This is a genomic window from Streptomonospora litoralis, from assembly GCF_004323735.1.
In the GTDB taxonomy this organism is placed as follows: domain Bacteria; phylum Actinomycetota; class Actinomycetes; order Streptosporangiales; family Streptosporangiaceae; genus Streptomonospora; species Streptomonospora litoralis.
Genome location: NZ_CP036455.1, coordinates 1,367,068 through 1,379,700 on the forward strand (window position 1 = coordinate 1,367,068; position 12,633 = coordinate 1,379,700).

The following is a 12,633-nucleotide window of genomic DNA, read 5'->3' on the forward strand; positions in this document are numbered from 1 at the left end:
GTCGAACTGCTCCGTCCCGGCGATTACGGACACTGCCGGATGCCGAAAGAGGCGGCACGGTAGCGTGTGGGTTCGGACACTTCCCGGATCCGGGCCCCCGCCGGCCGGACGGGAGGGCGTACCCGGCAACTGCAGAGGTGGGCGAGCGGATGGCGCCGGACAGGTCGAGCCAGCAGGATGGATCGGCTCGTCGGTCGCTCCTGCGCTCGGCGGTCGGACTGATCGCCCCCGTCGCGTTCATCTCGGGGGCTCTGCTCCTGCAGATGGCCCCCGATCTGCTGGACAGCTTCCCCCGCAGCGTCGTGTGGGGACTCTCCGCAGCCGGCGCGGTGGCCACCGCCGCCGTCACCGTCTTCCTGGAACCGTGGCTGAGCGGCCGCCGCAGGCGGCCCGCGGCTCCTCCCCGGCAGCCCCAGGTCGAACTACCGCCCTACAGCGAGGGGTTCACCGGCCACACCGCCCTGATGAACCGGTTGCGCCGCCGCTTCCGCGTGTACCCGCGCACCGGGATGCGCCGTTTCCTCGGGCTGCCGGCACTGCAGCGCGGCGGACACCGCCGCTCCCCGCTGGTGCTGGTCGTCGACGGCGCCCCCGGCGCGGGCAAGACCCAGGTCGTCACCCAGATCGCGCACGAGGTGCTGGACCGCTTCCCCGACGGTGTGCGGTGGGTGGAGCTCTCCGGCGACCGCGACCCCGACGAGTCGGATCAGAGCGCGGCCCCGGCCGACACCGGCCGCCTGGGCCGCGGGCTCGGGCTGCGGGTGCGGCGGATCTTCGACCGCGGCGCGCGCCGCGCCCCCGACGGCGGCCCCGGCGACGTGCCCGAGCCCACCCTGCCCCAGCGCGCCCCCCGCTCGCCGGAGAAGGTGCTGGAGCTGCTCGTGCACTCCATGCAGGGCCGCATCCCCTCCGGCGCCACGCCCGCCGAGCTGTCCACCACCTGGCGCTCGCTCACCAACCGCAAGCGCATGCTCTTCGTCCTGGACAACGCCAAGGACGCCGCGCAGGTGGAGCCGCTGCTGCCCAACGGCCCGCGCTGCGCCGTGCTGATCACCTCGCGGCGCACCTTCGGCGACGCCACCTTCGACTACGAGAGCCACGCACTGGGCGAGCTCAACCAGCGGGAGGGGGAAGAGCTGTTGGACCGGCTCGCGCCGCCCGACCGCCGGGGCAGCCCGGCCGAGCGCGACCGCCGCCGTCGCGACCGCGCCGAGATCGTCCGGCGCTGCCGCGGCCTCCCGCTCGCCATCCGGTTGTGCGGCGGCCGCCTCGCCGAGCGGTCCGATCGCAGCCCGCGCGAGGTGCTGGCCGACCTCGACGACATCTCCCGCAGCCCGCTGCTGCGCGGCCCCAACGGTTTCGCCGCCTCCTTCGCGTTCAGCCTCCAGCTCTGCGCGCCGCAAGGACGGCTGCTGCTCAAACGCATCGCGGACTCCGACCTGCACAAGTTCAGCGACTGGTCGGCGGCGGTGCTGCTGGACGTGCCCCGCGACGCCGCCCGCGCGCTGATCGACGAGCTGGTCCGCCGCTTCCTCGTGCTGCCCACCGAGCGCAACGAGACGGGCGAGCACACCTTCCGGATCCACGACCTGGTGCGCGAGACCCTGCGCCTGATCGACGCCCGCGAGTTCGACCTCACCCAGTGGGAGCGCGACCACTGGGACGGCTCCGCCGACGCCGACGTCGCCCGGCGCCTGGTCTCCGCCTACGCCTGGCTGGTCGAGCAGGCCGCCGCCGAGGTCACCCGCACGCACGACCCGCGGGTGCTCAGCGCCAGCACCGACCTCACCCCCGCGCCCGAGCTGCGGCTGGTCCCCGCCGGACACCCGCGGCAGTGGCTCGCCCAGGAGCGCGAGTCGCTGCTGATGTGCCTGCGGCTCGCCGAGGAGCACGATCTGCCCGAGCTGGGATGGCGCCTGGCGCACGCCTTCGCCGCCCTGTGCCAGACCTGGCGGGTGTTCTGGGCCGACTGGGAGCAGGCCACCCTCGTCGAACTGCGCATGGCCTACGCGCTGGGCGACCGCCTGGCCGGCGGGCTCGCGCGGCTGGATCGCGCCGAGATCGCGGGCAAGATGGGCGACTACGCGGCCGGGGTCGAGGACGCCGAGACGGCCCAGCGCGTCTTCGAGCAGACCGGCACCCCCGACCCGCACTGGCGGGCCCGCGCCTGGCGCTCACTCGGCGTGAACCTGCAGCGCAGGGGCCACCTCGACGGCGGCGCCGACGCGCTCAACGAGGCCGAGCGGATCTTCGCCGCCCAGGGTGACCAGTGGTGGCGGGCCCGCGTGCTGCGCGATCTCGCCGAGGTCCACACCCAGCGGGGCCGGCGCCGGAGCGCCGTGCACCGCCCGCTCCGCTCCCGCGAGGGCGACCAGCACCGCCGCGCCCAGTCGCTGCTGCGCCTGGCCTGCATGATCTTCCGTTATGAGGGGGACTGGGAGGAGTACAGCAACGCGCGGATCGCCCTCGCCGAGGTGCTGGCCGCCCGCGGCCGCGAACTCAACGCCTGGCTGATGCTCGACGAGGTGCGGGCCTACTTCGCCAGCACCGAGGAGCGCTGGTACATCGCGCGCTGCCAGCGCGCCATGGCCGAGCTGGACTCCGAGCGCCTCGACCGCCAGTACGACGCCTGCGACCTCGCGCTCAACCCGGGCCGCGCCGAGGAGCGGCGCGACTTCATCGAGGGCCACGTCGCCCGCGAAAGCCGCCGCCTCAAGCCGGAGTCGGAGCGGGAGCACCAGCGCATCGGCGCCCGGTTCGCCCGCGAACTGCGCGAGCCCGCGCAACGCTACCTGGGGGAATACTTCGAGTCCCAGCAGCGGTGGTTCACCGGGCTGCCCCGTTCCGGGCGGGAGGGGCAGCGGGCGGTGGCCGAGCAGCGCCGCCGCTGGTCGGTGCAGCGGCGGATCGAACTGCTCGACGAGGCGGTCCGGGCGCTGCGGGGGATGGGCGACCTGTGGGGAGTGCACCGCACCAGATTGGCGCTGGGGCGCGTGCGGCTGCGCGTGGGCGGCGACGTCGACGAGTCCGCGGCGATCATGCGTGAGGCGGCCGGGGGCTTCGGCGATCTCGGCGACCAGCTCTGGCACGCCCGCACTCACCGCGCGGCGGCGGAGGCACTCTCGGCCGGCGGCTACCCCCGCCACGCCCTCGCCGACGCGGAGCGCGCATACCAGGCGTTCCAGCGGCTCGGCGACCATGTGGGCCGCATCGGTGCCCAAGAGCTGTTCGGGCGGCTGCTCGACGAGACCGGCAGCACCGCGGAGGCGGTGCGCCACCTCACCGCGGCGCGGGAGTCCGCCCGTGAGGAAGGGCTGGAATGGCGCGGCCGCGACGCCCACCGCAGGCTGAACCGCATCCTCGGCGGCCCGGCGCCGACCGGGGAGGGCCGCGGGGACGCCGGGCACCCGAGCGGCGCGGTTCCGCCGGACGGTGACCTCGCTGCGGGGCAGGGTGCGGCCCGAACAGCGGACGAGGGCGTCGACGGGGACGGCGACAGCGAGGACGGTCGCTCCGACCGCGAAGACCCGCCTCGGGCCGGCACCGGGCCCGGCGCCGCGGTGGAACCCGGTTCGGCCCATCTCCCGCGCAGCGCCCGTGGCGGCGAACCCCAGGACCTCGCCACCGCACCCGGGGACCGCGGCGGCCGCGCGCCGGGCGCCGGGAACGGAACCCGGGCCGCCGCGCGCTGCGATACGGACCCCGGCGCCGAAGACAGCCGCCCCGAGTGACCGGCTCCGTCCAGCGCGAGCCCGAAACGTAGACGCGGAGCAGAGCCTCGACGCGGAGTCCCGTAGCCACCCACGAGCGGCGTCGCCCGCAGAGGCAGCCGTGGCGGGGTCCGCCGGCCTCGGCGGCGTTGCCGTCCGACGGCGGCTTGGGGCCCGCCGAGGCGCTAAGGTCGGGCGAGCCGGAAGAAGTGGAGAGGATGCGGATATGAGACCGGGAACATGGGCGGCCGCCGGGGTGGCGGCAACGGCTGTGGCGCTCGCCCCCACCGCGTGGAGCTACCTGGCCAGTTCGGGACGCCGTCCCGGGGCCGGGCGAGTGCCTATCCGCCCGGTCGCGATCGTGCTCGGCGCCGCCGCGTGGCCGAGCGGGCCCTCGCCGCTGCTGGCCGCCCGCCTGGAGGCGGCCGCGCGCCTGTTCCACGAGGGGACGATCCGGGCCCTGTTAATCTCCGGCGACAATCGGCCCGAATCCAATCGCGAAACGGACACCATGGCCGCCGGGCTCGTCGGACTCGGCGTACCGGAGTCGTCCCTGGTCGCCGACCCGCACGGCTACCGCACCTGGGACACCGCTGTGCGGGCGCGCGAGACCTTCGGGGTGGACCGCGCCATCGTCGTCACCCAGCACTTCCACCTGCCCCGCGCCGTCTCCCTGTGCCGAGCGGCGGGTGTGGACGCCCACGGGGTCAGCGCCCCCGGCTTCCGCCGCCGGCCGCGCTCCACGGTGGTCGGCTACCTGCGCGAGATGGGGGCCAATCCCAGGGCCGTAAGCGACGCCGTGCTGCAGCCCGCACCCGGAGTCGTCGAGCCGCCCCGGGGGGACCTGCGCGCGGTGCTTTCGTCGACTTGACCCGGCCCTGAAGGGCCCTGAAGGGCCGGGCTTGGAGGTAGCTGCCCGCCTGGCTGGCGGGTGGAGCCGGGGTTCCTCGCTAAAATCGGCTGAAGGGGCGGGCCCGGCATCGGGCGCATCCGTGCTCCGATGCCGCGCGCCCGTCCACAGCCGGGCACGCCGAATTGGCAGAGCGGCCACCGCGGCGGCGATAATGCGGAGTATGGACGCGACGACGGGTACCGGACCCCTGCACGGAGTGGACGACATCGACTGGAGCGGCCTCGCCCCGCGCGGAGGCGAGATCCCCGGACTCCTGCGCGACATCGTCGGCGGCGAGGGCGCTCAGCGCGGCGTCGACGACGCGGTCGCCGAACTGTTCGACCTCATCCGCTTCCCCGCCCCCTCCTACACCGCCGCCCCGCAGGTGGCCGACTTCCTGGTCTCCATCGCCTGCCACCCCGGCACCCCCGCCGACTGGCGCTCGCGTCCGCTCAGCCTGCTCCTGGAGCTGCTCGCGCCCGCGGCCACCACGCTCGTGCCCCAGCCCCGCGACGACAGCCTGTGGCGCGACGAAGTCGCCTGGGCCGCCGAGTCCGACATCGCCAAGGTCCGCGACCAGTACCGCACCTGGCTCCACGAGGTTCCCGACGAGCAGCAGTTCCGCCGGATGCGCGTCCGGGTCGACACCGCCGCCCGCGAGGACGGCACGGCACTGCTGCAGGCCGAGCTCGGCGTCTACGACACGGTGCTGGCGCGCACCGCCGACCTGCTGACCCTGCTCGACGGCCAGGACAACCGGCGCGGCGTCGATCCTCCCGCCGAGTGGGCGTGCTACATCCTGGCTTTCCTGCCCGGTGCCGCCGACGACGTCTACCCGGTCCTGCTGCGGCATGTCGGCAAACCCGCCGACCTGTCCCGGCCCGCGTCCTCGGCGCCGCCCGGATCGCTCGCCGCTCTCGCCAACGCGGCGTCCCAGCCTGCCTCCTCCGGCTCCGGCGACCTTCTCTCCGCCGAGCTGTTCGCCCTGGGCATGCTGGCCCCGGCCGACGATCCCGCGGTCACCGTCGCCCTCGCCCACGAGATGGCCGGCGGCCACCTCTACAACTCCTTCGCCGCGGCCGTCGCCATGGTGCAGATCCACGGGCCCAAGACGCCGCAGGAGTGCTTCACCCGCATCGCCAACGGCCGCCGGACCAGCCCCGGCTACCGCGGCCTGTTCGGCGACTCCTGGCCGCATTGCGGCGAGACCCCGCCCGAGGTGCTCGGCTTTCTGGCGCTGGGCCGAGCGGGTGGTCAGGGCGTCGCCGAGCGGGTGGGTGTGCTGCCTGCGGCGCTCACCGCCGACGGAACGACGCGGGCCGCGGTGGCCGGATCCGCCCTGGAGATGGTGCTGGGCCCGCGCGTCGAAGCCGAGGAAGAGGCCGATCCCGGTGCCGACCTCGACGACGACACGCTGAAGGTGCTGTGGACACTGGCGGAGCTGTCGCCGGAGGCGTGGGAGGAGTCCGGCATCGGCGAGGTCGTCGGCGCCTGGGGCCTGCCTGAGGACCGCGAGGGGTTCTGCGCCTTCGCCGGAGTGGATGACGAGGAGGACACCGCCCACGAGGCCGAGGGAACGCCGCCCGCGGCGCAGGGCGGCCCCGCTGCTCCGCAGACCGGCCAACCCCAGCCCGGCGGCCTGCTCGCCCGCCTCTTCGGCGGCGGAGGGCGCTGACACCGGCGGGGGGAGGCGCCTCCCGCCGTCCCCGCGCGGAGCGCCTCCGGGCGGAGCAGTGGAGTACGGCCCCTTTAAACGGGGCCGTCGCGACGTGGGAGCGGACCGGGCGTGGCGGGCACAGCTCGCCAGTAGTGTCCTGGCCATGGACGACTATCCTGCGCGACTGCGCGCCATCGCCGACCTCGACGTCGCCGGGTCGCGAGACGAGGGCGGACGCCACGAGTACGACGGTGTCATCGGCGACCTCTCATCCGAAGGTGTCGACGACGGCCTGGCGCGTCTCGGCGAGGGCGATCCCTTCGCCGACGGACACGACGAGGCGCACGCGCGCGCCGCCGAGGAGGCGCTTCGGGTCGAACTGGGCGAACTCCAGCTGCACCGCGCCAACCCGCTGCGGCACATCGTCGAACTCGACCTGTCCTGCTACGAGCGGGAGTACGCGCCCGAGCCGGAGCGGCGTGCCGCCCGGGACCGCCACCTGGCCGGCTGGCCCGACGCGGTCGACCGCGCGATCGCCGCACTGGACCGGGTGAGCGCGCCCGCTGCCACCGCGATGGTGGGCGCCGCGCGGGGGCTGGCTGAAGGTGTGCCCGATCGGGACGTGCCCGCCGACGTGCGCGACGCCGCACTCTCGGCGCACCGCCGGCTCGTCTCCCACCTGGAACGGGCGCAACGCGACGGGAGGCGCGACGCGGCGCTGGGCGGCGACGCGCTGGCGCGCCTCATGGGCGCGGGGGAGGCCCTCGAAGTCGACCTCGGCAGCCTGGCGGCGACGGCCGAGGCCGAACGCGAGCGGTTGATGGACCGGCTCCGCGAGTCGGCCGCCCGCATCGACCCGGCGCGCGACCCGATGGAGGTCGCCCGGGAGGTGGTCGGCGAGCGTCCCGACGGCGGCGACGTGGTCGCCCAGGCGCGCACGTGGACCGGCTTGGCCCTCGACTTCACCCGCGAACGCGATCTCGTGCCCTACCACGACGGCGTATGCACGGTTCAGCTGTCCCCGCCTTCCCAGCGCTGGGTTGTGGCCGCACTGAGCCTCTCGGGGCCCGCCGAGCCCGACAGTCCGGCGCATTTCTTCGTGACGCCACCCGACCCGCAGTGGTCGGCCGAGGAGACCGCGGACTGGCTGCAGCTGTTCAGCCCGGCCAGCCTGGCGGCGATCAGCGTGCACGAGGTCGCCCCCGGCCACTTCTCGCACAATCGCGCCCTGCGGCGGGCCCCCGGCGAAGTGCGGCGCTCACTGTTCTCCTCCGCTTTCATCGAGGGCTGGGCGCACTATGCCGAGGAGATGTGCGTGGAAGAGGACTTCGGCCGCTTCGCCGAGGACACGCTCGCGGACCCCTCGTTCACCGCGGCTCACTACGAGATCGGGGTGTGGTCGGAGGCGCTTGTCCGCGTCACCCGGCTGGCGGCGGCCATCGGCGTGCATACCGGCGAGACGACCGTGGAGCAGGCCGCCCGCCGCTTCGCGGCCGACACGCCGCACGCCGGTTCGGCAGCGCTGAGCGAGGCGCGCCGCGCCGCCGTCGACCCCACCTACGGCAGGTACACCTGGGGCAAGCTCGCCATCCTGGACCTGCGCGAGCGAGCCCGCCGGGCTTGGGGAGGCGGGTTCAGCCTGCGGCGGTTCCACACGGCCCTGCTGGACCTTGGCGCCCCGCCGCTGGGCCTCATCGGTACCGCCGTCGAGCGAGGCTGACCCGTCTGCGCGGCGGACGCGGCCGAGATGAGCGAAGCGGCGGCGGGGGATCGCGGGGGATCCGCGTCCCCGGCCGCCGCAATCGGCAGCTGCCTCATGAGGGGCGCCCACGACGTGCACAGCTCGCACCGCCGGGGGCGTCGATGCGGTGCAGAGCGTCGCGGACCCGGCCTTCGCAGGCGGCCAGCTCGGCCGCGGCGCGTGCCGGGGACGCGCCGGTCAGCAGGCAGACCAGGGCGGCGCGGGTGTCGCCCCCGGTGTCGGCCAGTGCCGCGGCGCAGGAGTCCTCGTCGGCTCCGCTGGCCTCGGTGAGGATGGTGATCGCCCGCCCGCGCAGTTTGGCGTTGGTGGCGTCGACCCCCACCATGAGATTGGAGTAGGTGCGTCCCAGGCGGACCATGACCGCGGTGGAGAAGGCGTTGAGCACGAGTTTCTGCGCCGTGCCGGCCTTCATCCTGGTGGAGCCTGCGATCACCTCGGCGCCGGTGTCCGCAGCCACGTGCACGTCGGCCTCGGCGCCGAGCGGGGCCTGCGGGTTGGCGCTGACCAGCACGGTCGCCGCTCCTGCCCGGCGCGCCGCGCCCAGCGCGCCCGCCACGTAGGGGGTGCGCCCGCTGGCGGTGAGCCCGACCGCCAGATCGTTGGAGCGCACGGCTGCGGCGTCGGCGGCGCCCAGCTCCGCGTCGTCCTCGATCCCCTCGGACGCCTGTCCCAGCGTCTGCGCGCCGCCCGCGTGGTGGGACAGCACGGTGCCGGGATCGGTGCCGAAGGTGGGCGGGAGCTCGGCAGCGTCGGCCGTGGCGATACGCCCGGGCGTGCCGGCGCCGAAATAGTGGATGCGCCCGCCGCGGCGCAGAGCGCCGACCCCGGAGTCGACCGCTCGGGCGAGTTCGGGCAGTACCGCGGCGACGGCCTGCGCCACGGTCGCGTCCTCGGCGTTGATCATGCGCAGGAGGTCCAGCGTGGGCAGCCGGTCGATGTCGTAGGTGCCGGGGTTGCGGCTCTCGGTGGGCACGCGCACGATCTCCACGGGCGCCGGTGACGCGGCTGTACCGCCGCCGTCGGATCCGGCGGCGTCCGGCTGCGGCGTCATCGCGGCTCCACTCCGTCGGCGTGCTGGTCGGTGGCTCCGGACGCGTGCGGGGTACCGGTCTCTGCGGCGGGGCCGGCCGGCTCGCCCGGGCGCGGCCCGGTACGTCTGCGGGGCTCGCCCACGCGCAGGCCGCGCACCGCGTCGTAGGTCGTGGCCAGGGCGTTTCGGCTGTCGGTGTATCTGGACTGCGCCAGTCCCACGAACAGGCAGTCGATCACGGTCAGCTGTGCCAGTCGGCTGGCCGTCGCGCCGGAGCGGAAGGTGGTTTCGCGTGCCGCGGTGGTGAGGACGTGGTCGGCCGCCTCGCTGATGGGGGAGCGGGGGAAGTTGGTGATGGCGACGGTGGTGGCACCGCTGCGGCGCGCCTCGGCGAGCGCGTTGACCGTGTCTATGGTCGCACCGGTGTGCGAGACGGCGAGCGCGACGTCGTCGGTTCCCAGCAGCGCGGCGCTGGTCAGCATCACATGGGTATCGGACCAGGCGAACGACGTGACGCCGATGCGGTGCAGCTTCTGCTGGAAGTCGGCCGCGACGAACCCGCTCGCGCCCACGCCGTAGATGTCGACGCGCCGCGCCACCGCCATGCGTTCGACGACCGCCTGCAGCACCTCGATGTCGAGTTGGGCGGCGGTGTCCTCGACCGCGCGGGCGTCGGTATAGGCGATCTTCTCGACGACGGTCACCAGCGTGTCGTCGGGGTTGATGTCGCCGGCGACCTCGCGCGCGCTGATCCCGGCGCCGCGCGCCTGCCCGGCCTCGGTGGCGAGCGCGAGGCGGAGTTCGCGGTAGCCGGTGAAGTCGATGGTGCGGCAGAACCGGATGACCGTGGCTTCGGAGGTGTCGCAGTCCTTGGCCAGCTGGGTGATGGAGGAGGCCGCTACGCGCTCGGGGTCGTCGACGATCCGCTGGGCGACCCGCTGTTCGGCCGGTGCGAGGGACGGAAGAAGGGAGCGGATGCGCAATACCGTGGTCGGCGCCGGGGAGTCGTCGCGCCCGGATTGACCGGAGGAGGAATCGCCGTGCGCCGCCCCGCCGTCGGCCGAGGCCGACGACTTCGCCGTTTTCGCCATGTTGGAAGGTTTCTTTCGGTCGATATCTGCAGTCGATGCGTGGCCCGAGAACCCCCGTCGTCCTCGGCGCCACGGGCCCTGGCCCCTGCACGCCGCAGGCTTCGGGCGCACGGGTCTTGTGGGTCGCTGGTAACCATGATCGCCTACGCCGGCCCTGTTGGGCAGGGTGTGTTTCCGGCTGTGGAAAAGCGAAGCCGCGGCGCCGCGGCGGCCGAGCGCGGCGAAGGCCGGCGCCCCGCCGGTTCGAAGGCTCGTAGGCTCGACCGGCGACCGCCGGCGGCCATGAGCGGACAGGGCGGACGGTCCGCCCGCCGCCTCGGTGCGGCGGCGTGCCGATCGCCTGGACGACGCTGTAACCGCCGGGAAGGACGCTTGCCGGTGAGCGCGCCGGCTTTCGAAGCCGTCGGTGCGGGTCGACGGCGCACGGACATCGGCGGACCGCTCCCTCGCCGCGAGCGCCGCCGGTGACACGAGCCGGGCCGTGGAGTGTCGGTTCTGCTCCCGCCGGGGCCGCGGCCTGCCGCCGCGAACGGACCGGCGCCAGGGCGGGAGTGCCTGGCGGGAGTGAACCCTCCCCGGTCATCCCGCCAGGCACCTGCGGCTCCCCTCGAAGCCGCGTCCCCCACAAGCCGGCCGTCCTCCGGCCCCTGGGAGCCGAGACGCCCCCCACGATCCCGGCTCGTATCGAAGGCGCGCACCGGCCGCGGGGAAGTACCAGCCGGAACCGCCTGATACCCAGCGTGGCCGCACGGGCTTACAACGCGCTGGCGATTCGCTTTCACCGGTCCGGCCGACCGCTTTCAACGGCCGCCGACACCGCCGCGCCCGCCCGCGGCCGCGCCCCCGCGTGGCCGGCGTCCTCGCGCCCCGCGCGACACCCCGCTCACCGCCCGTGCTCCACGGGCGATGCGGCGGCATCGGGGCTAGGCTCGTGGCCATGGCCCGGCGAGTCCTCCTCGGAGTCGACGCCGGCGGCACGTCCACCCGGTGCGCCGCCGTGTCGACCGGCGGTGAGGTGCTGGGCTACGGGCGGGCGGCGGGCGCCGGCCTCCTCACGGGCGACGACCCCGCCGCGGCCTTTCAGCAGGCGCTGCGCGAGGCCTTGGCGGGGCTGGGCGCTGTCCGTGTCGAGCAAGCGGTGTTCGGCATAGCGGGCGCCGCCACCGCGGGGCGTGAGCGGGCTGCCGAAACCGTCGGGCGGGCGTGGCACGCACTGGGGTTGCCGGGGTTTCCGCGCATCACCGACGACATCGCCGTGGCGTTCGCCGCGGGCAGCAGCGCCGACGCGGGAGCGGTGCTCATCGCGGGAACCGGCGCGGTCGCGGCGCGCGTCCGCGACGGCGCCGTGGTCGCCCGGTGCGGCGGCCACGGCTGGTTGCTGAGCGACGAAGGCTCGGCGGTGTGGCTGGGGCTGTCGGGGCTGCGTGCCGCGCTTGCGGCGATCGACGGACGCGGCCGCCCGACTTCGCTCTGCGAGCGACTGGCGGCCCGGCTGGAGGTGCCCGCCCATGATCCGGGGGCCCTGGTGCGCGCGGCACACGCGCGCGCTCCCGCGCAGCTCGGCGAGCTCGGGCCGACGGTCACCGCAGCGGCCGCCGAGGACGACCCCGTGGCTGTGGGGATCGTCGCCGAAGCGGCCGAGCACCTCCTCGGCGCGCTGACCGCCGTCGCCGCCGAGCCCGGCCGCGGCGAGCCAGTGGTCCTGGCCGGAGCCGTGCTCTCGGTCGGCCCGGTCGCCGAAGCGGTGCGGTCCGCCCTGTGCGATCGCGCCGGGGCCGAGACGTCCCGCGCTGTCGACGGCGCTCTCGGCGCGGCCGGTCTGGCCCTGCGGGACGCGGGCGCACCGAAGCAGGCGCACGCCGCGCTGCTGCGCCGCGCCGCGGGGGACGCGGCGGATCCTACTGCGGAGCGGTGACCCGGAGCCACTCCCGCGCTGGACACCCGGCACCCGGCTGTGACCGACACCGGAATCCGTCAATCGCCGCGAATCGGAGTTTTCTCCCTGTGAGGGGAGTCAGCACGGGCCGCGAGTCGCTATCGTCGTCTCCATGTCCGAAATGAATGATCAAGAACAGGGCGACCCTGCGGGTTCGACCATGAGTTTCCGCCGCTTCGTGGCGGACAACAAGGAGCCCGAAGCGGCTCCCAAGCGGCCCGTCACCCCCTATGTCCTCGCGGCGGTGGGCGCACTGCTGGCCATCGGCATCATCATCACCGTGGTGGTCACGTGGTCCTGACCCCCCGGGCCGCCGGACGCCGGTCCGCGGCCCTCACCCCCCGTCCCCGGCGGAGTGGGGGCCGCGCGGCCGTGCGCGGCCTATTCGGTTCGCCACCGACCTAGGAGGCTGCTATCGTTTAACCCGTCGCAAGCCCGGACCGGCGAAATCCTGCCCACCGGGCCGTACGGCAAGCGCCATTAGCTCAAGTGGCAGAGCAACTGACTCTTAATCAGTGGGTTCAAGGTTCGAGTCCTTGATGGCGCACCACCTTT

General features: G+C 74.6%; 8 protein-coding genes and 1 tRNA gene. 7 read left to right on the forward strand and 2 right to left on the reverse strand.

The window, feature by feature from the left end:
* Positions 1-149: 149 nt before the first annotated feature.
* From EKD16_RS05795 to EKD16_RS05810, 4 genes are all read left to right on the forward strand, one after another.
* Positions 150-3,731 carry an NB-ARC domain-containing protein gene (locus EKD16_RS05795; RefSeq protein ID WP_131097438.1) on the forward strand — a complete coding sequence of 1,194 codons (3,582 nt, stop codon included), beginning with the start codon at positions 150-152 and terminating at the stop codon, positions 3,729-3,731.
* A 205-nt stretch (positions 3,732-3,936) separates the two neighbouring features.
* Entirely contained in the window at positions 3,937-4,581 is a 645-nt protein-coding gene (locus EKD16_RS05800) for a SanA/YdcF family protein (protein WP_131097439.1), read from the forward strand.
* A 202-nt stretch (positions 4,582-4,783) separates the two neighbouring features.
* Entirely contained in the window at positions 4,784-6,277 is a 1,494-nt protein-coding gene (locus EKD16_RS05805) for a hypothetical protein (RefSeq protein WP_131097440.1), read from the forward strand.
* Between the two features lie 145 nt (positions 6,278-6,422).
* Positions 6,423-7,979 carry a DUF885 family protein gene (locus EKD16_RS05810; RefSeq protein WP_131097441.1) on the forward strand — a complete coding sequence of 519 codons (1,557 nt, stop codon included), beginning with the start codon at positions 6,423-6,425 and terminating at the stop codon, positions 7,977-7,979.
* 94 nt (positions 7,980-8,073) lie between these two features.
* Here the strand turns inward: EKD16_RS05810 and EKD16_RS05815 are convergent, their stop codons facing one another.
* Positions 8,074-9,072, reverse strand: a complete 999-nt coding sequence (locus tag EKD16_RS05815) for an N-acetylmuramic acid 6-phosphate etherase (RefSeq protein ID WP_131097442.1) — start codon at positions 9,070-9,072, stop codon at positions 8,074-8,076.
* Positions 9,069-10,142, reverse strand: coding sequence for a MurR/RpiR family transcriptional regulator (locus tag EKD16_RS05820; RefSeq protein WP_131097443.1), 1,074 nt, complete (start codon positions 10,140-10,142; stop codon positions 9,069-9,071). The genes EKD16_RS05815 and EKD16_RS05820 overlap by 4 nt, the downstream gene beginning before the upstream one ends.
* 937 nt (positions 10,143-11,079) lie before the next feature.
* Here EKD16_RS05820 and EKD16_RS05825 point away from each other — a divergent pair.
* The 3 genes from EKD16_RS05825 (at position 11,080) to EKD16_RS05835 (ending at position 12,628) form a co-directional block, all read left to right on the forward strand.
* Complete coding sequence (locus EKD16_RS05825) at positions 11,080-12,057, forward strand: N-acetylglucosamine kinase (protein WP_131097444.1); 978 nt, start codon at positions 11,080-11,082, stop codon at positions 12,055-12,057.
* Positions 12,058-12,190: 133 nt separating this feature from the next.
* A complete protein-coding gene (locus EKD16_RS05830; protein WP_131097445.1) occupies positions 12,191-12,379 on the forward strand; it encodes a hypothetical protein in 189 nt (62 codons plus the stop codon).
* Positions 12,380-12,552: 173 nt separating this feature from the next.
* A tRNA-Lys gene (locus EKD16_RS05835) sits at positions 12,553-12,628 on the forward strand.
* Positions 12,629-12,633 lie beyond the last annotated feature (5 nt).